This is a genomic window from Stenotrophomonas sp. STEN020 (assembly GCF_056760195.1).
In genome coordinates this window covers 66,928-85,126 of the sequence record NZ_JBRREI010000013.1, presented here as the reverse complement: position 1 = coordinate 85,126, position 18,199 = coordinate 66,928, and the positions used below count along the sequence as shown (strand labels likewise).

Below are 18,199 nucleotides of genomic sequence, written 5' to 3'. Positions count from 1 at the left end.
CACTCACAATTGGTTTTTGCCCGCTGGTGCGGTGAAACGTTCGGTTTCACGGCGTTGCCTGAAAGGGACGGGATGAATATTCGGACTAGGCCGATGTAGGCCTGAAGGCAGCGCTGGGAGAATGACGTCATCGAAAACAGCCCCTTCCCTGATACCGCCGCTTCTGGCGTGGAGACAGCACCATGAACGCTCTCGCACAATATGTGTTGCCACGACCGGAAACCCAGATGATCCAGAACGCGCTGGTGGTTGATGGCAACGAGCTTCAGCATCTTCCGATGGTCAAGGTGCTGCGTCAATTGGGGGTTTCCGAGGTAACCTCGGCCCTGGATGGGACCCGTGCAGTGGCTGCATTGCGCGACCGCAGCTGGGATCTGGTGGTCCTCGATCTTGACCTGGCGGACCTCACTGGTCTGCAGGTGATCGATCTGCTGGCCGGGCGGTGCCGCAAAGCGCGTCTGGCAATCATCAGCAGCCAGCCCAGCCGCATCCTGAACGCTGCTTCTGCCTATGCGTCGCACCTGGGCCTCACTGTGGTCGCAGCACTGCGCAAACCACTGAAAGCGGAGCAGATCCGGAACATCATTGCGGCATCCACCGAACTGGCGCCGTCAGCCCAAGATAGCCTGGCCCCGATAAAGCCCGCTGTCCGTAGATTCTCGCGTGATGAATTACGCGCGGCATTGCTGGATCAACAGATCCAAGCCTACTTCCAGCCCCAGCATTGCGCCATCACGGGTGTGTTGCGCGGTGCCGAGGTGTTGGCACGTTGGCATCGCGCTGATGGCTCCGTGCTGGCCCCGGCTGAGTTTCTTCCGTCAGTCGAGCGTGAAGGGCTGTTGGAGTCTCTCACTGACTACATGCTGTCCTGCGCGTTTGACTGCATTGCTGCCGAGGGGGCGGAATCCTCGCTGTTGATGGCTGTCAATGTCCCCGCACGCGTTGCGACCGGTGTGCATTGGGCGCAGTCTGTTGCAGATCATGCCTACCACGCTGGCGTTGATCCGAGCCGGGTGGTTATTGAAATCACCGAGGATGGCGGCGAGTTGTGCAATCCTGCGTTGGCTGGCGCTGTTGCCCAGCTGCGGTTGCGGGGTTTCAACTGCGCCATTGATGATTTTGGTAGTGGTGATTCTTCATTGGACAGGCTGCTGCAGGTGCCGTTCAACGAGTTGAAGATCAACCGCAGCATGTTGGTTGAAGCCCGTGAGCATGCCCACGCCCGCTGCCTGCTTGCCAGCACCATTGCCATGGCGCGTCAGATGGTAGCTACAGTCGTTGTTGAAGGCGTGGAAACCTATATGGATCTGGATATGGTGCGCAGTCTCGGTTGCCATAGCACCCAGGGCTTCCTGCACAGTCGCGCTCTGCCCAAGGCAGAGTACGTGCAATACATTGCCCTCCAGAACTGAGCCCGCGCAGTTTGCAGGAACCGGTCAAAGCAGCAGCCGCGGTGCAAACGGGGAGCCATGATCTGCCATCCAAGGGCCTGGGCTTGGTCATGCACCGATAGCCGGGATTGCTACCTCCTTGTCGCTTGGCCAGGGGGTAGCGGCATAAGGCGTCCGCGGAGCGATGGGCTTCTCGATAGAGGCCGCTACCGGAACCAGCTCGGAGCCAAGGTCCGCCCGAGTCCACTGAGTACCAATGCAGTGCCGATACGGAGGCCCGGTAGTGCCCGGCAGCTGCAACCAAGGACGAGCTGGCTGCCATGTTTCCTCGTGCTGGAGCAGCGGGTGTTACGGCGCACGCGGCCGTCGGGGAGGCTGTCGGCGGGGGCGCGACTGCTGCAGTTTTGTAAGGCTTGGCCCGTGTCTGGAGTAAGCCGAAGGCTTGGCGGTGTTCCGCTAGGTACGTAGTGGGGAAATCATCGCTTTTTTACGCATAAGTCTTTGTCTTTGAGAGTGATGTGACATAAATTCTGTCTTGACGTGCCGCGCAGGGCAGGGGATGCCCCCTCAGCCTGGATTGGCCAGCTGCCAGTGCACTTCACGGAGAGCTTTGCCATGAGTGGTTTCAAGATCAGAGTGGTCTTGGCCGACGATCACCCGGGCATGATCGCCGGTGTGAAGTACGAGCTGTCATCAGTGGCTACCCTCGACCTTGTCGGGACCGCAGCTGATTCCACTGAACTGATGGCATTGCTCGGCAGCGTGGCATGTGATGTCGTGATCTCGGACTATGCGATGCCGGCTGGCGACTTTGGCGATGGCATCGCCTTGTTTGGGATGATTTCCAGGCGCTATCCGCAAGTGAAGTTGGTGGTGCTTACCATGCTTGATAACCCGGCGGTGTTGCATACCCTGCTGACCCAGGGGGTGATGTGCATTGTCAGCAAATCGGATGCGTTGACGCACCTGGTGCCTGCAGTTCACGCAGCGCAGAGCGGGGGCAAGTACTACTCACCCACGATCGAGAAGGTTGTGCAGGGAATCGAGCTCAACAGACGCAGCCGCAACCCTGCTGGTGTATTGAGCATCCGTGAATCCGAAGTCGTTAGGCTCTATGCCTCCGGCCTGACGGTCAATGAGATCGCCGAACGTCTCCACCGCAGCAAGAAGACCATCAGTACGCAGAAAGCCAGTGCGATGGAGAAGCTGTCCATCGAGAAGGATGTTGACTTGCTGCGCTACGCTATGGAGAACGGATTGGTGACGTCTTCAGGCGGTACACCAGCTGCATCTTGAGCACGCAAATACCAACGCATTCTGGTGTCCAACCGGTGCGTTGTTTTGCTTTTGCACCGGGCAGCATCAATCAATGTCCAGTCCATTTTTCCCCGATTCCCATTGCAGCATGATTTTGCGTCTGCGTTGTGGCGAGGCGTACATGAAGAGGTTGAGTGTCTCCAGAAACAGGCTTTTCTGGAGAGTGGATAGTCGGGCGAAATCGATAAGCAGCCGTCTGACGTCCGCGGTTTTCTTGTCCATCTTGGTATGTTCCCAGCCGCAGCTCAAAAGCAAAGCACGCGTGCGAGCGCCACACCGGCGCCGCACAAGAATTTGCTCATGTTGTGATAAGCGGTCCAGTGCAGCCATAGGACCCGTCCCAATGACGATTCTTGGTATTGCTTTTTGGTTGACCAATGGAATCGGATTCGGATTTGGCTTGCAGCAGGTATCCAGCAACTGAGCTGCAACGACCTCGCTAGCGGACGAAATGCGACAAAACACCGCGCAAAAAGTGATGGATCACTTTATTATTGAGTCCGATCTGGAAAGGGCATGACGATGATTGACGACAACAGCGCCGCGGACGCAGCCGGGGCTGCCCCCGCACCTGCAAAACGGCGTGGCCGGCCGCGACTGTACGACACGCCGCTATCGCAGGCGGAGCGTGCCAAGCGTTATCGCAAAGCGCGGCAATGGGATGAAAGCAGTCTGGGTGATTGCCGTGACCCGGTGCTGATGGATCGCTTGAGTTGGGCATTGAAGAACAAAGAGACTTCTGAAGATGCCCGCGCTGCGTTGGATATCTATCTGGAAGAGCTGGTGCGACGGCATCACAGCAAAGGAAAACTTGTGTTCAAGTGAGTCAAGCTGGCCCCCAGCGGGGCACAGCTGATACTTGCGCGTGTAATCCGCCAGTTCGGCTGTGGTGCAGGCAATAGTGCCAGGCCGATGCTGACAGACGCGTTGGTCACTATTGCGAGTTCTGCCAAAAGCGGGTTTCGGTCATTCCTTTCCACAGTCTGCTGACTAAGCTGATGGCATGGCCAGCGTAAAGGAACTGCAACGAGCAATTGCCCGGTACAGTGACGCCGGCTTCACTCCTACGCCTATTCCGCGTGTTGCGCTGATGCGCTCCGAGAGCGTCAGCGCTGCTTCTGAAGCGTTTCGTGAGGCGTGGCTGCTGGTGGTTGCCCAAGGTCGCGTACGCATGAGTCTTGGCGGGGAGTCATTCGAGTTGTCTGCGCAGCGCTATGCGGTGACATCGGTGCATCTTCCCGGCACTGGCGAGGTTCGCCAGGCCAGCCCAGCCCAGCGCAGCCATTCCTTGGGGTCGCTCTGACCTTGGCGCCGGCCATGTTGGCCACGGTTCTGTTGGAGATGGGCGAGCAAATGCGTGACCTCCAGCCGTCTGGTGGGGTGGTCGTAGGCGATCTCCGTGATGAACTGCTTGATCCGTTAGCGCGCCTGGTGGGGCTGCTGAGCCGGCCCGCCGACATCGCAGTATTGGCCCCTTTGTATGAGCGGGAGATTCTGTACCGGCTGCTGCTTGGCGGGCAGGGCGCGCTGCTGAGACGGTTCGCCTTGTCCGACAGCCGGCTGGCGCGGATAGGCAACACGATCAGCCATATCAAGCGTGAGTACGCATTGCCGATGCAGATCGAAGTGCTGTCCAGGAGAGCGGGAATGAGCTTGTCTACGCTGCATCGACATTTCAAGGCCGTGACCGGCATGAGCCCCTTGCAGTACCAGAAACGACTGCGGCTGCAGGAGGCGCGGCGGCGGTTGGTGGTGCAGGAGGACAGCATTGCGAGCATAGCGTTCGCTGTCGGTTACGAAAGCCCGTCCCAGTTCAGTCGTGAGTACAAAAGCTTGTTTGGCGTTACGCCCTCGCATGACGCAAATGGTTTTCGCAACGGCGTATTGCCGCCGAACCAAGCCAGGTGATTGCCCGTACCCTGATGTCGCAGGACAGCCGCTGATCGGCAGGATCAGGCAAGACTCTGCGCATATCAGGCTATCGCGGCCCTATCGCTCCCCTCTAATCTGCTGCCGTATGTACTGCAGCCCTAACTGGCGTGCAGTTCGCTCGAAGTTGCGGCAGACGATGCTCGCGGACCTCCAAGCGTTTGATCCAGCGCAGTGGCGGACTGAGCAACCAAGGTCAACGGTGGCCGGCGAATGAAGGCAGCATCTGCATATCTCCTTGGTCCAGGTGATCTCCTGCCTTGGTCAACCACATACAACCTTCCACAAAGCATCCACCTCCATCTGCGGGGATCTCATCGTGAAAGCATCTGTTGTCAATTCCATCGGCGGCACCTTTGCTGTGCAGGAGATCGCGTTGGATCAGCCACTCGGCCGGGAGGTGCTGATCGATGTCAAAGCCTCCGGCCTGTGCCACAGCGACCTCACCGTCGCAAGCGCAGGGCTGGGTTACGCGCCGCCCTTGGTGCTCGGGCACGAAGTGGCAGGCGTTGTCGCCGCCGTAGGTTGTGAAGTCATTGAGTTCAGCGTTGGTGACCACGTGGTCGCCAGCTTGATCCAGTTCTGTGGCAAATGCGTACAGTGCCTTTCTGGCCATACCCACGACTGCCTGCACCCTGAAGCGACCTTGCGTGGCGAAAGTGAGCGGCCTCGCCTGCGTGCTACGGACGGCACTGCGGTGAATCAGGGGTACGGACTTGGCGGTTTTGCCGCACAGGTGCTGGCCCACGAAAACCAGATTGCGCTGGTGCCAAAAGCGCTGCCTTTCGAGCAGGCAGCACTGATTGGCTGCGGGGTGCTTACTGGAGCTGGCGCCGTACTCAATACAGCCAATGTGCAGCACGGACAGACCGTCGTGGTCATTGGCGCCGGTGGCGTTGGGCTCAGTGTCATCGGCGGTGCAGTGCTTGCGGGTGCTTCGCGGATTATTGCCATCGATGTTGCCGCCGGAAAGCTGGCGCGGGCCAAAGAGTTCGGCGCGACTGATGTGGTTGACTCCAGCCAGGTTGATCCAGTTGCGGCAGTGAAGGCGCTGATACCAGCGGGAGCAGACTATGTGTTCGACGTTGTCGGAATACGCCCAGTGATAGAGCAGGGCCTGCAGATGCTGGCCAAAGGTGGCGGCATCTACCTTATTGGCGTTGGCAACGGTGCGACAAGTCTCGAGCTGCAGACGTTTGGCCTGCTTTTCAACCAGAACCGGATCGAGACCGTTTACATGGGGTCGTCCAACCTCAAACGCGATATTCCTTTCTACGCAGACATGGCGTTGGCCGGGCGTTTGAATCTGGCCGGGCTGGTGTCAAAGCGGATCGCGCTGTCGCAAATCAATGAAGGCTATGAAGAGCTGAAGGATGGCTCGATTGCCCGCGTGGTGATTACCGATTTCGAGCACTGATGCTGGCGAGCAGGAGCGCACATCAATGCGTTCTGCGGCGCCTACTCGCGCTGCCATGCAGCCGGCGCCACCAGCCCGTCCCAGCTCATATGCGCAACGCGTCCACCACCAGCGCGAATGCCGCCGAGTGCTGGCGACGGCTGGGGTAGTACAGGTGGTAGCCGGGGAAGGGCGGGCACCAGTTCTGCAGCACGCGGATCAGCCGGCCTTGCTCGATATGAGTGCCAAACTCCTCCTCAGGCAGGAAGGTGATACCCAGGCCATCGAGAGCGGCCTGCACCATCGGCGGTGAGGTGTTGAATACCGCCTGACTTTCCACCCGCACGTTCACCTGCCTGCCGTTGCGCTCAAATTCCCAGACATACATACCGCCCGAAGTAGCGAAGCGGATGTTGACGCAGTTGTGCCGGGTCAGGTCTGCAGGGACCTTCGGGATCGGATGTTTTTCGAAGTAGGCCGGTGAGGCGGCTGCGGCCATACGCACCTTCGGACTGATCGGCAGGGCGATCATGTCCTTGTCGATGCTCTCGCCCAGCCGCACGCCGGCATCGAAGCGATCGGCGACGATGTCGCGCAGCGCGTAGCTGACGTCGAACTCGATGCGGATGTCGGGATAGCGGTGCATCAGCGGCAGTAGCTTGGGCAGCAGGATGGTCTGCAGCGAATGATCGCCACAGGTCAGGCGCAGCGAGCCGGCCGGTTTGTCGCGTAGTTCAGTGAGGGCATCGAGTTCTGCTTCGATCTCGTCGAAGCGATTGCCGATGGCCAGCAGCAACCTTTCGCCTGCCGGAGTGGGCGAGACGCTGCGGGTTGTGCGGGTGAGCAGGCGTATCTGCAACCGCTCTTCCAACGCCTTGATGGCCTGGCTCAGCGCCGACTGCGACACACCCAGCAGCGCGCCTGCGCGGGTGAAATTCCCTTCACGGGCGACGGTGACAAAAGCCAACAGGTCATTGAGGTTACGTCGTGCCATGGCGGCAGTGTGGCACGGCTGATTGATTAGTTCAGCTAATAGTGGCTAGAAGCATTGATTACCTTATCAGCCGAGTCCTCACGGTGGACAATGGCCGCCAGCCCCCCAATCACTGCCGGAGTTCCCATGTCTGTCAAAGCCTATGGCGCCCATGCCGCCGACAAGCCGCTGGAGTCGATGGATATCAGCCGTCGTGCGCCCGGCGCGCATGATGTGCAGATTGACATCGCCTATTGCGGCATCTGCCATTCCGACCTGCACCAGGTGCGCTCCGAGTGGGCAGGTACCCAGTACCCCTGCGTGCCAGGCCATGAAATCGTCGGCCGGGTGGCGGCAGTCGGTGCGCACGTAAGCGGCTTCAAGCCAGGAGATCTGGTCGGTGTCGGCTGCATCGTCGACAGCTGCCAGCACTGCGACGACTGCGACGCCGGGCTGGAGAACTACTGCGATGGCATGGTCGGCACCTATAACGGTGCGACCGCGGATGCACCTGGCTGGACGCTGGGCGGCTATTCGCAGGAAATCGTGGTCCATGAGCGCTATGTGCTGCGCATTGGTCATCCGGAGCAGCAGTTGGCTGCCGTAGCGCCGCTGCTGTGCGCCGGTATCACCACTTACTCGCCGCTGCGTCATTGGAACGCAGGCCCGGGCAAGACAGTAGGTGTGGTTGGTATTGGTGGCCTGGGCCATATGGGTATCAAGCAGGCCCATGCGATGGGCGCGCACGTGGTCGCCTTCACCACCTCCGAATCCAAGCGCGAGGCGGCTTTGGCGCTGGGCGCGGATGAAGTCGTGGTATCGCGCGATCCGGCGGCTATGGCTGCCAAGTCCAACCAGTTCGACTTGATAGTCAACACCGTGGCAGCGCCGCATGACCTGGATGCGTTCCTTGCGTTGCTCAAGCGCGATGGCGCGATGGTCTTGGTCGGCGCGCCAGCGACGCCGCACCCGTCACCCAATGTGTTCAACCTGATCATGAAACGCCGCACCCTGGCCGGTTCGCTGATCGGTGGGATTCCGGAAACCCAGGAAATGCTGGATTTCTGCGCCAAGCACAAGATCGTGGCGGATATCGAGCTGATCCGCGCGGACGAGATCAACGTGGCTTATGAGCGCATGCTCAAGGGCGATATCAAGTATCGCTTCGTGATCGACAACGCAACCATGGGCAGCTGAGGCGGCTTGGTGACTCGGTAATCATCTGCAGCGTTGGCCATGACGGTCAGCGCTGCAGCAAGGGCTCAATGTTGAACATGGCTGGCGGCAGTTTCCGCCGCCGGGACGACCATGCCATCTGGCCTACGGCGGGTTGCTGATCAAGCAGATCAGCAACCCGCGCTGTCCCCAAAAAAACAGCCAGCCCACATTCGGGGTCGTTGCTGGAAACTTCTCGACCGTCCGGAAGCCACGCCCGGGCCGGTTCTCCAAGGAATACATATGCAGGATTCACTGAAGAGCCTTGGGCTCATTGCGGTGGCGTTGCCGATGACCGCAACTGCAGAGACGCCTGTATCGGCAGCACCGGCAATGCAGCATGTCTCAAGAGCCGGCAGCCAGCCATCGCTGGCAGGCGGGGCAGAGCACTTCGTCGGGCACGTGCGCATCGATCCGGTGTGGTCTACAGATCCGGCGCTCACCACTTCCGGGGCGTTGGTCACATTCGAGCCGGGGGCGCGCTCGGCCTGGCATACGCATCCGGCGGGACAGCGTCTGGTGGTGATGTCCGGGGTGGGGCTTTGTCAGGAATGGGGCAGGCCTGTGCAGGAGATCCGGCCGGGTGACGTGGTCAACTGCCCGGCAGGCGTCAAGCATTGGCATGGTGCCGCCTCCACAACGGCCATGACCCATCTGGCTGTCACCGGTGTGCTTGATGGCAATAATGTCGAGTGGATGGAGCAGGTGAGTGACGAGCAATATCACGCGGCTCAATAGCCTGCCAGATAGCGATGTCTGCCTGAAGAAGGTCCAGAACACGTGCGAAGCGCGCTTCGTTCGTCGTGACCACAAGTCAATCATCCAAGGCGTACTGGCAGTGATTGCCGACAAGCGGTGATGTTCCGGTCGTTGTTCTGGAAACACCGAGAGCTCGCGCTTGCTTTGCCGGCAGCTGCGCCACCGTGGCGCTGCCGTTCATAACCAACATCATGAAAGAGGTTTCCATGTCGACTCCCGTTGTCGGCACGCCAGCGCGTGCCTGTCCGGAGCTGGAAGAGGTTGCATCACACTGGAGTGGCGTATTCGCCATGACCCTGTGCGTATTCGCCTTGATCGCGTCCGAATTCCTGCCGGTAAGCCTGCTCACGCCGATGGCTGCTGACCTGGGTGTCAGTGAAGGTCTGGTGGGGCAGGGCATCGCCATCTCTGGGGCGTTCGCGGTAGTGACCAGCCTGTGCATATCGCGATTGGCAGGCAGTACCGATCGCAGGACGCTGCTGCTGGCGTTGACCGCCTTGATGGCGGTATCCGGCAGTGTCGTGGCACTGGCGCCAAACTATCCGGTCTATCTCATTGGTCGCGCGCTTATCGGCGTGGTTGTTGGCGGATTCTGGTCGATGTCCGCGGCCACCGCCATGCGTCTGGTACCAGCGGCACAGGTGCCGCGCGCACTGGCCATCTTCAACAGTGGCAATGCATTGGCGACCGTCATCGCGGCCCCGTTGGGCAGCTATCTTGGATCCGTCATGGGCTGGCGCAGTGCATTCTTCTGCCTTGTGCCGATAGCGCTGATCGCGCTGGTCTGGCAGTGGTGCAGCCTGCCTTCGATGAGCGCGGAGCGCGGCGATGCGTCCAGTGGCGTGCTACCTCTGCTCAAGCGCAAGGCAGTGGCACTGGGAATGGCAGCCTGCGCCGCTTTCTTCATGGGTCAGTTCGCACTATTTACCTATGTGCGGCCGTTCCTGGAGAGGGTGACACAGCTCGACGTGTCAGTATTGTCCTGGGTGCTGCTGGGCATAGGCTTGAGCGGATTCCTCGGCACGGCGCTCGTCGGCAGCGTGCTCAAGCAGGGCCTGTATCGTGTATTGATCGTCATACCTGTGCTGATGGCAGCGATCGCGCTTGCTTTGATCCCGATGGGACGGTCACTAGCTGCCGTCACCGTCCTGTTGGCGCTGTGGGGTCTACTCGCCACCGCTGCCCCGGTGGGCTGGTGGAGCTGGATTGCGCAGACCCTGCCCGGTGATGCGGAAGCAGGCGGCGGCCTGATGGTGGCGGTGATCCAGCTGGCAATCGCCTTGGGATCGACGCTTGGCGGCGTGCTGTTTGATCACAGCGGTTACCAGAGCACGTTCGTCATGAGCGCTGCAGTACTTGCATCGGCAGCGCTGCTTTCCGTTGTGATCGCTCGCCTTCCCGCTGTATCCAGACCATAGTCGCGCTTCTCTGGGCGATTGATTGGCAGGTCCGTGCAACGTGTTTCGGCGAGGTATACGCTCCATTCGTACAGCCTTGGTGGCCCGGCATGTTCGCAGGCCACCAAGGTATGTTGCTGGTCAGATATGCGTGCCGGACGTAGCGCGATTCGGCAACTTGATGATCGTGTTACCAGCGAATCGCTGGCTGCTCGGGCGCATCATGCGAAGGGAAAAGGGGAAGCACATACTCCGACAGTTCCTGTAGGACGTCCTGCGGTGGGCGCTGACTGAACTGGATTCCCAAGGCAGCATGGTTGACGCCTGCACGCTGCCATTCGCCGAGCAGATCGATCAAGCCGTTGCGCCCGGTCCGCAAGGTGTAGCCGCCGTCGATGGAGGTTCTGGGGTGGTTGGGATCTTCCACCAGATCGATCCACTCGTTGGTGACGTGTGGGCGGAAGCCGCCATCCCCGATCAGTCCGCGCCAAGCACGTATCTTCTCGGCCAGGCGTTTCGGACCGACTGAGTGGTGCGTAGCGTCCGGATAGGTCAGCCAGCCGTCGGCTTGGTCGGCAACCCATTGCAGGGTTTGCCGGGACGTTCCAGTTACCAGCAGCGGCACGGCGCCGGCCACTGGTTTGGGCAGCAGCTCAACGCCTTGGGCGCGGCCCAGAGGTGAGTTGATGGTCAGCATGCCTGGCTGCAGCAGTTCGCGGACATAGCTGACCGCATCCGCGAAGCGCTCGGCACGCTGTGCGTGTTCGATGCCATACGCTGGAAACTCAACCGGCCTGTCGCCAGAAGCGATCCCCATCACCAGACGGCCGCCAGACAGCTGGTCAATCGTTGTTGCAGACTTCGCCAGATCTATTGGGTGGCGCAGGGAAAATATCGCGCTGCCGGTAGCCAAGGCAATGTGCTCGGTCTGTGCAGCAAGGTACGCCAGGTAGGTGAACGGGTCGAAGACCTGTCCGGCGTCGCCGAACAATGGATCGAACAGTGGTACGTCGCGGACCCAGACCGCAGCGAAGCCGGCACGATCAAGCTGGCCAACCAACGCCGATTGGCCCGCCAACACTTGCATATCGCCGCGATAGAAACGCAGCGGCAGGAAGATGCCCAGGCTCAGCGTGTCTTGACGGAACATCCGCTGGTAACCGGGATGGTGCGCGAATGCAGGCGCAGATGCCCCGCCAAGGGCAGGTTGCGTGGCGACGCTGTTACTCAATGAATTCATGTTCTGTATCTCAATCATGGGCCGGTCGCTGGTTCAGGGATACGTACGCCGCGCTTTACGGCTGGCCGTTCAGCCACGCGCGCGTGCCAATCGCTCAGATGCGGATAGGCGCTGAAGTCCATGTCGATGACGCGGGCGATATGCGTCCAGCCGAAACCGGCAATGTCGGCGATCGAGTACTCGTTTCCGGCCAGCCAAGGTCGTTCAGCCAGACGCTGATCCAGGGTCGCGAAAAATTCATTGCTCAATCGTCGGTAGCGCTCAATGGCTGCCGGAAGCTGTTCGCTGGCGAACATCTCGAAGTGGACCCGCTGGCCGAGGATCGGTCCAACGCTGGCGGCATGGAACATCAGCCAGGTTATCGCCTCCCATCGTGCTGCCGGCTGCTTTGGCAGAAGGCGGCCGCTCTTGTCTGCCAGATAGAGCAGGATTGCGGCTGACTCGAAGACGGTAATGCCGGCGGATTCGTCCACCAACACCGGAATGCGTGCATGCGGATGCAGCTTCAGGAAATCCGGATGCTGGTGCTCGCCGTCAGCAATGCGAACATGGTGCAGCTGATAGGGTAGTTCCAGCTCTTCCAATGCAATGCTTATCTTGAAGCCGTTTGGCGAGCTGTCGGTATAGAGATGAAGTCTTGGATTTTCCATGGGTTCTCTTGTTTCAAGGGTGCAACTCAGCAAATGCACACAGGAGCGAAGCCCGGTGCATGGCTATGAGAAAAGAGGGGAAGGAGACGGCTGGCTGCCATCGTCCAACGCAGAATCGCTTGGGCAGTCGTCGGCGCTTCACCCACTTCGTGAAAGCAGCAGGCGAACGTTGGTTCACTGCACTTGATCTGACCCGAATGTATTGGAGCCCGTGTGGCGCTATCTCGTTCTAGAGCCTTCTACTGAACGCGTTTACTGACTGGTAGTTGCCGGCGCGTGCTGATTGTCTGGTCTTTGAAGCAAGAGATGGGGCCTACGTTAGTGCGCTCCATGGTTCGCTTGCTCCGTCGTCCTGCTGACTGGAAATGGCTGCAGTCTAGCGATCGCGAGTAGTTCGGGAAAACGATCTTATCTGCAACTTAACATTAGTTTTACTAACTTTATTCTGTGTAGTTCAGGCATGAGGTGCGGCGGGTTGGATGAGCTAACTTCTGCTGCTTCCTTTCAGCCGCACTATGAGTAAATTTTGCGCAGATTAGGCGCGATGCTGGTGTCAGGAAAGCACGAAACGAACTGCTGCACGGCGTTCGCTGCGCTGTCCCGTGCAGCTTGTTGAGCTGCTTGATACTGATTTCAGCTAATCTCACTTCTGAAGTGATCCAGGCTGGGATGAATCGACCGGCACTGGCTCACTTCAAACACCATCACTTCCAAGCTGGAAAGACCGGGAAATTGAAGCCATGAGTGCCGTCCTACCTTTGTTGGCGCTGCGTGCGTTTGTGGAGACTGGCCGGCACGGCAGCTTGAAGGCCGCTGCCGAGGTCATGGGCGTTACCCCGGGTGCGGTGAGCCAGCAGTTGAAACTGCTGAGTGATCGCACCGGTGTCACGCTGTTCACCCGCAATCGCCACGGTGTTGCGCTCAGTCCTGCGGGCGCGCAGGTGTATCCGGCGTTGCTTCGCGCCTTCGATACCATCCAGGACAGCATGACCGTACTGGAGGCGATCAATGGGCGGCAGACATTGACCGTCAGCACGGTGCCTGGGTTTGCTGCGTCCTGGTTGGTGCCGCGACTTGGCCGGTTTACCGAGAAACATCCGGATATCGAGGTGCGCGTTGAAGCTTCATCTGCCTTGGTCGATCTGCGTCGCGACCGGATCGACATCGCGATTCGTCATGGGCTTGGCGAGTACCCGGGACTGGTTTCACGGCACCTGGCTTCGCCGGTATTCCTGCCAGTAGCGAGTCCTGGGCTATTAGCTAGTGGCAAAGCGATCCGCAAGCCAGCCGACTGTCTCAAGTTCCCATTGCTGCAGGACTCGGATCGTAGTGATTGGCGGCTTTGGTACAAAGCGTTGGGTGTCGTGGACGATCCGCGCATAGAACGAGGCGCTGCATTCGATGATGATGTGCTGTTGATCCGCGCGGCGGAGGCGGGGCAGGGCATTGCCCTGGTGCGCGATGTCTACGTGCAGGCGGAAGTGGCCGCTGGCAGATTGGCGGTCGCATTGGACCAGCCTTGGCCCACCGAGTTTGCCTACTATGTCGTGACCCTTCCGGGGGCAGATGAAAAGCCTGCCACCGCTGCATTTCTGTCTTGGGTGCAGAGCGAAGCGCAGGGCGAAGAGGCATTGGCTTGATTCCAGACTGCACCCACAGTCGCGGCAGCGCTGCATAGATAGCTGAGCTGCCGCTTGGGCCGAATGCGTTGCTCGTGATGTCGCCGAGCAGCCGTCCGTTGCGAAACTTGAGCCTCGAAGGCTCGTGCGTGCGGCACGCCGACGCTGGCTGCGGCATCGCTCCGGAACGATGGGTGCCGGTTCCGGAACTTGTGGAAGAAAGATTGCTGGAGTCCCTTGACCTTCCAATGGCGGGAATCTTTAGACTTCGCGCCAACACAGAGGAGCAATGGATGACGCAGGGAGTTCTGCGCTCCTTTGGAATGGAATCCATTCGTTCGAATCACCTGTCACACGCCAAGCGGTCCAGCTTTGGTCTCATACCGAAGCGCGGCATCAAGAGACACCACAAAAACGATGAGGACGTCGTCATGAACAATGCATCCAGCCAGCACGTAATCGTCTACACAACACCGACTTGCCCCGATTGCCGAATGCTCAAGGATTGGCTCAACCGGGCAGGGGTGGTGTTTGAAGAGCGTGACCTGACCGATCCTGCAATCAGCGATGAGGCCAAGGCCCGCACCGGGGTGCGCGTCGCGCCGATCACTTTGGTCGGCGAGCGCGTTTTCTACGGCACCTTTGCCTCGCAGAAACCAGGCTTGGTCGGGGCGCTTGGCCTATCCAACACTGCCTGAGTAGCGGACATGACGATACACGTGGAAATATTGCAGGCCGGGGTCAGCATCGAGGTGCCGGCAGGTGTCACCCTTCTGGACGGGGCGCTCGCCAACGGAATCGCCTATCCACACGGATGCCGCTCCGGTCGCTGCGGTTCCTGCAAGACCCGTCTCGTCAGCGGCGAGGTTGAATACCTCGAACACAGTCGCTTTGCGCTGACGGAAGCTGAAAAATCTCAAGGATTGATTCTGGCGTGTCGCGCCATTCCAACAACGGATGGGATAGCCAGCTGGCTTGATGACGATCAGGTAGTTCCCAATCCGCTCCGTCGCCTGAACTGCAAGGTGACGGCAATCGATACGGCCACACACGACATCAACTGCATCCAGGTCGTCAACCAAGAGGGAGAGCCGTTGAGCTTTGCTGCCGGCCAGTATGCTCGGCTTACGTTCCCCGGCCTGCCAAGCCGTGATTACTCCATTGCCAGCCCATCAGGTAGCGAGGTGTTGGAGTTCCACATTCGTCGGGTGCCCGGCGGTGCGGTGAGTGAGCCCATCCATGCGCAACTGAAGCCGGGTGCCCCGGTGCTTGTTGAAGGTCCATTTGGATCTTCGTTCCTGCGAGAACAGCATGCAGGGCCGATGCTATGCATCGGGGGTGGCTCGGGTCTTGCGCCGATCAAATGCATCGTTGAGGCAGCAATTGCGAGTGGTATGCGCCAGCCAATACATGTCTACTTCGGCGCTAGAAGCAGCAGAGATCTATACCTCGTTGAGCATTTCCGGAATCTTACGCGGCAGTATTCCAACCTGACATTCACGCCCGTGCTATCCGATGTCTCCGGGGAAAGCGCTTGGCGCACCGGTTTGGTAACGGAAGCTGCTGCCGAAGACCTGCAGGATCTTGATGGCTGGAAAGCGTATTGCGCTGGACCTCCGGGAATGGTGGAAGCGGCTATCCAGATGACAAAGGCCAATGGTCTGCGGTCGGGTGATCTGCACGCGGACGTGTTCCATACGCCGGGATGAGTGCTGTGCGGAATCCTGAAAACATAGGCTCTCCTCTAGGTCCATGACCAAAGGGCGGTCGCAACGTGTATGAAAAGCTGCCGTAGAGAATGATGCTCATGATGCTGCCCAGCGCTAGTTGCGCGCTACGCTCACAAACACGAGGACTCGTTGCCAAAGCAGCCTTCGGGTCGTAGCCTGCCGCTATTTTCTGGAGACATAGGGCTGATCCGGCACGGACCAGCGCCATGGCAGATCCACGGCTTTGGATATCCCTACCCGAGGACCTATCACCGGCGTGGCAGGTGGAGGCATGCCATCGGACACAATCCGGATGCCACGATCACCGCTTACCAGATCAGCGCCGTCATGCGCGCGGTTGATTCCGAAAGCTTGAGAAAGCTTGCCAGGGCCATTGGCCAGATCGATCGGGCGCTTTGCAGCAGGCCTGGCAAGATACATGAGATCCAACTTGTTCAAGGCTTGCGCTGCCCTGAGCAGCACCCCAACACCTACACCGACCTCGCCGCAGACTGCATTGCTTCCCCAGTGCATGCCATAGGTGAAGTAGACATACAGGTGCCCCGGAGGGCCGAACATCGTCGCATTGCGCGCGGTCTTGCCGCGGAATGAGTGAGCCGCGGGATCCTGGCTGCCGGCGTAGGCCTCTACTTCAACGATGCGCGCACAGCGGCCGTCGTCACGTAGCAGGATCTTGTTGAGCAACTCCGGCGCCACCACAGTGGGGTGCCGGCGATAGAACTCGCGTGGCAGAACCTGCATATCTTCCAGGAAAGATTTCATTGTGGTTCGCCTCCGCATTGCAGTGGTTCAACCCAGTCAGTCGGGCTGAACCACCGATTCAATCGACGTTTGTTACCTCACCAATCGGTAGGCGCATAGTCCTTCAGGAACTGGCCCCAGACGTGCTCGCCGCTGTTGAAGCCGTGGATGATCGGGTCGACGATGCGCGCGGCACCGTCAATGATGTCCAACGGCGGGTGGAACCGCTCTTCCTGCACCTTGCGGGCTGCCAGGCCTGCCGGATCTTCGTCGGTCACCCAGCCGGTATCCACGCTGTTCATATGGATGCCGTCGTTCTGGTAATCGGCCGCCGAGGTACGCGTCATCATGTTCAACGCGGCCTTGGCCATATTGGTATGCGGATGGCGGGTGGTCTTGAAGTTGCGGTAGAACTGGCCCTCCATCGCCGACACATTGACGATGTGCTTGTCACGCTCTGGTGTGGCCAGCATCAGCGGCTTCAGGCGCGCATTGATGATGAACGGTGCGATGGCATTGACCAGCTGGGTTTCCAGCAGCTCCACTGACGGCACTTCAGCCATGCGCAGGCGCCAGGAATTGCTATCACGCAGGTCCACCTGCTGCAGATCCTGATCAAGGCGGCCATCGGGGAACAGATGTCGCTGGCCCAACAGTTCGTCAGCCAGCAGCGGTACCTGCGACAGCTCGGCAGCGCGGGTCAGGCCATCCTTGCCAACAGCTTCCGGCGACGGCAGTGCAGCCGCCGCGACCGGCAACAGGTCGGCACTGCGCAGGCCTTCGTAATTGCCGATCAGCTTGCGGATGGTTTCCGGCAGACTCTGCACGGCAACAGTTTCGCCGGCCATCATGTGCGCGTAGAACTGCGGCGGGCGGCGCACGGTCTGGCAGGCGTTGTTGATGATGAAGTCCAGGCGCGTACGCGTGGCCAGCAGCTCGCTGCAGAAGGCCTCAACGCTGGGCGTGTGGCGCAGGTCCAGCCCGTACACCTGCAGGCGGTGGCCCCACACTGCGAAATCGGGTTCTTCGGCATAGCGGGCTGCCGAGTCGCGCGGGAAGCGCGTGGTCACGATCAGTTCGGCGCCGGCACGCAGCAGTTTCAGACCGGCCTGGTAGCCGATCTTGACCCGGCCGCCGGTCAGCAGCGCTACGCGTCCACGCAGGTCGGCGGTTTCGGTGCGTTTGATGTAGTTCAGATCGGCGCAGGCCGGGCACATCTGGTCGTAGAAGTGATGCAGCTGGGTGAACTTCTGCTTGCACACGTAGCAGTGACGCAGCTCGGGTGAATGCACCGGCTCTTCAGCTACCGCAGCACCTTCACCGTTGCTGGCATCGTGCAGGCCGGCGGCATGCGGCGGAAAATAATTCGGTGTGCTGAACACCGGCTTGCGGCGCAGGGCGCGGATACCGGTCTGCTCAAGCAGCGCCTCGGACTTGCGCACCTTCTCCTGGTGGCGCTCACGGGCCTGCTTCTTGAGCATTTGCCGGCGTGCTTTCGGTTCGGGGTGGAATACCTTGGCAACGACTTGATGCAGGCGCACGCGGTCGGCTTCGGGCAACGCATCGAGCATGCCGCGATCGGCTTCAATGGCTTCCAGCAGATCCAGCGCTTCGCGCAGGCGATCGGCCAAGGGCAGGGCAGGGGCAACAGCTGTGTCGGTGGTGTTCAAATGACAATCCGGAAAGTGCGGCGGCAAGCCGTGAATGGACAGCAGAGCGATGACCGCCTCGATGCGGGTCCATGCTGTAGCGGACCGGGAACGCCTGGTCGGTGGCAATTGTCCCAGATATCAGGGGGTTGGCGCCAATGCCGGGTTGATGGGCGGGCCGCAGGGCCTGCAT

Annotated in this window: 19 protein-coding genes; 12 read left to right on the top strand and 7 right to left on the bottom strand. The window is 60.0% G+C overall.

Going from position 1 to position 18,199, the window contains the following annotated elements:
* Positions 1-182: 182 nt before the first annotated feature.
* Both ACVOLZ_RS07955 and ACVOLZ_RS07950 read left to right on the top strand, forming a co-directional pair.
* Complete coding sequence (locus ACVOLZ_RS07955) at positions 183-1,412, top strand: EAL domain-containing response regulator (RefSeq protein WP_481515712.1); 1,230 nt, start codon at positions 183-185, stop codon at positions 1,410-1,412.
* A gap of 594 nt (positions 1,413-2,006) precedes the next feature.
* On the top strand, positions 2,007-2,687 hold the full coding sequence (locus tag ACVOLZ_RS07950) for a response regulator (protein WP_481515711.1): 681 nt from the start codon (positions 2,007-2,009) through the stop codon (positions 2,685-2,687).
* Positions 2,688-2,753: 66 nt separating this feature from the next.
* Here the strand turns inward: ACVOLZ_RS07950 and ACVOLZ_RS07945 are convergent, their stop codons facing one another.
* Positions 2,754-3,038, bottom strand: coding sequence for a hypothetical protein (locus ACVOLZ_RS07945; RefSeq protein ID WP_481515710.1), 285 nt, complete (start codon positions 3,036-3,038; stop codon positions 2,754-2,756).
* A 186-nt stretch (positions 3,039-3,224) separates the two neighbouring features.
* On the opposite strand from ACVOLZ_RS07945, the gene ACVOLZ_RS07940 reads away from it, so the two are divergent.
* From ACVOLZ_RS07940 to ACVOLZ_RS07925, 4 genes are all read left to right on the top strand, one after another.
* The gene (locus ACVOLZ_RS07940; protein WP_481515709.1) at positions 3,225-3,533 is read left to right on the top strand and encodes a hypothetical protein; all 309 of its coding nucleotides are present in this window, start codon (positions 3,225-3,227) and stop codon (positions 3,531-3,533) included.
* Between the two features lie 178 nt (positions 3,534-3,711).
* Complete coding sequence (locus tag ACVOLZ_RS07935) at positions 3,712-4,011, top strand: AraC family transcriptional regulator (RefSeq protein ID WP_481515708.1); 300 nt, start codon at positions 3,712-3,714, stop codon at positions 4,009-4,011.
* Between the two features lie 14 nt (positions 4,012-4,025).
* Positions 4,026-4,616 (top strand): helix-turn-helix transcriptional regulator, encoded by a 591-nt coding sequence (locus ACVOLZ_RS07930; protein ID WP_481515707.1) that lies wholly within the window; start codon positions 4,026-4,028, stop codon positions 4,614-4,616.
* Between the two features lie 268 nt (positions 4,617-4,884).
* Positions 4,885-6,054, top strand: a complete 1,170-nt coding sequence (locus ACVOLZ_RS07925; RefSeq protein ID WP_481515724.1) for a zinc-binding dehydrogenase — start codon at positions 4,885-4,887, stop codon at positions 6,052-6,054.
* 85 nt (positions 6,055-6,139) lie between these two features.
* Here the strand turns inward: ACVOLZ_RS07925 and ACVOLZ_RS07920 are convergent, their stop codons facing one another.
* Positions 6,140-7,027: a LysR family transcriptional regulator gene (locus tag ACVOLZ_RS07920; protein WP_481515706.1), complete on the bottom strand. Its 888-nt coding sequence runs from the start codon at positions 7,025-7,027 to the stop codon at positions 6,140-6,142.
* A 126-nt stretch (positions 7,028-7,153) separates the two neighbouring features.
* Here ACVOLZ_RS07920 and ACVOLZ_RS07915 point away from each other — a divergent pair, with 126 nt between their 5' ends.
* Together ACVOLZ_RS07915 and ACVOLZ_RS07910 are read left to right on the top strand one after the other, a co-directional pair.
* Positions 7,154-8,203, top strand: coding sequence for an NAD(P)-dependent alcohol dehydrogenase (locus ACVOLZ_RS07915; protein WP_481515705.1), 1,050 nt, complete (start codon positions 7,154-7,156; stop codon positions 8,201-8,203).
* 261 nt (positions 8,204-8,464) lie between these two features.
* Positions 8,465-8,959 (top strand): (R)-mandelonitrile lyase, encoded by a 495-nt coding sequence (locus tag ACVOLZ_RS07910; protein WP_481515704.1) that lies wholly within the window; start codon positions 8,465-8,467, stop codon positions 8,957-8,959.
* Positions 8,960-9,035: 76 nt separating this feature from the next.
* Here the strand turns inward: ACVOLZ_RS07910 and ACVOLZ_RS07905 are convergent, their stop codons facing one another.
* Positions 9,036-9,188: a hypothetical protein gene (locus tag ACVOLZ_RS07905; protein ID WP_481515703.1), complete on the bottom strand. Its 153-nt coding sequence runs from the start codon at positions 9,186-9,188 to the stop codon at positions 9,036-9,038.
* On the opposite strand from ACVOLZ_RS07905, the gene ACVOLZ_RS07900 reads away from it, so the two are divergent.
* Complete coding sequence (locus ACVOLZ_RS07900) at positions 9,187-10,398, top strand: MFS transporter (RefSeq protein ID WP_481515702.1); 1,212 nt, start codon at positions 9,187-9,189, stop codon at positions 10,396-10,398. The genes ACVOLZ_RS07905 and ACVOLZ_RS07900 overlap by 2 nt on opposite strands.
* Before the next feature lie 169 nt (positions 10,399-10,567).
* Here the strand turns inward: ACVOLZ_RS07900 and ACVOLZ_RS07895 are convergent, their stop codons facing one another.
* Together ACVOLZ_RS07895 and ACVOLZ_RS07890 are read right to left on the bottom strand one after the other, a co-directional pair.
* Positions 10,568-11,617, bottom strand: a complete 1,050-nt coding sequence (locus ACVOLZ_RS07895) for an LLM class oxidoreductase (RefSeq protein WP_481515701.1) — start codon at positions 11,615-11,617, stop codon at positions 10,568-10,570.
* A 14-nt stretch (positions 11,618-11,631) separates the two neighbouring features.
* Positions 11,632-12,267, bottom strand: a complete 636-nt coding sequence (locus tag ACVOLZ_RS07890) for a glutathione S-transferase family protein (RefSeq protein ID WP_481515700.1) — start codon at positions 12,265-12,267, stop codon at positions 11,632-11,634.
* Positions 12,268-13,007: 740 nt separating this feature from the next.
* Between ACVOLZ_RS07890 and ACVOLZ_RS07885 the strand changes: the two genes are divergently transcribed.
* From ACVOLZ_RS07885 to ACVOLZ_RS07875, 3 genes are all read left to right on the top strand, one after another.
* Positions 13,008-13,907, top strand: a complete 900-nt coding sequence (locus ACVOLZ_RS07885) for a LysR substrate-binding domain-containing protein (protein WP_481515699.1) — start codon at positions 13,008-13,010, stop codon at positions 13,905-13,907.
* A gap of 272 nt (positions 13,908-14,179) precedes the next feature.
* A complete protein-coding gene (locus tag ACVOLZ_RS07880; protein ID WP_481515698.1) occupies positions 14,180-14,584 on the top strand; it encodes a glutaredoxin family protein in 405 nt (134 codons plus the stop codon).
* Between the two features lie 9 nt (positions 14,585-14,593).
* The gene (locus tag ACVOLZ_RS07875) at positions 14,594-15,595 is read left to right on the top strand and encodes a 2Fe-2S iron-sulfur cluster-binding protein (protein WP_481515697.1); all 1,002 of its coding nucleotides are present in this window, start codon (positions 14,594-14,596) and stop codon (positions 15,593-15,595) included.
* A 183-nt stretch (positions 15,596-15,778) separates the two neighbouring features.
* On the opposite strand, the gene ACVOLZ_RS07870 is transcribed toward ACVOLZ_RS07875, so the two are convergent.
* Both ACVOLZ_RS07870 and ACVOLZ_RS07865 read right to left on the bottom strand, forming a co-directional pair.
* Positions 15,779-16,378, bottom strand: coding sequence for a DNA-3-methyladenine glycosylase (locus ACVOLZ_RS07870; protein WP_481515696.1), 600 nt, complete (start codon positions 16,376-16,378; stop codon positions 15,779-15,781).
* Positions 16,379-16,455: 77 nt separating this feature from the next.
* Entirely contained in the window at positions 16,456-18,027 is a 1,572-nt protein-coding gene (locus tag ACVOLZ_RS07865; RefSeq protein ID WP_481515695.1) for an SDR family NAD(P)-dependent oxidoreductase, read from the bottom strand.
* Positions 18,028-18,199: the final 172 nt, after the last annotated feature.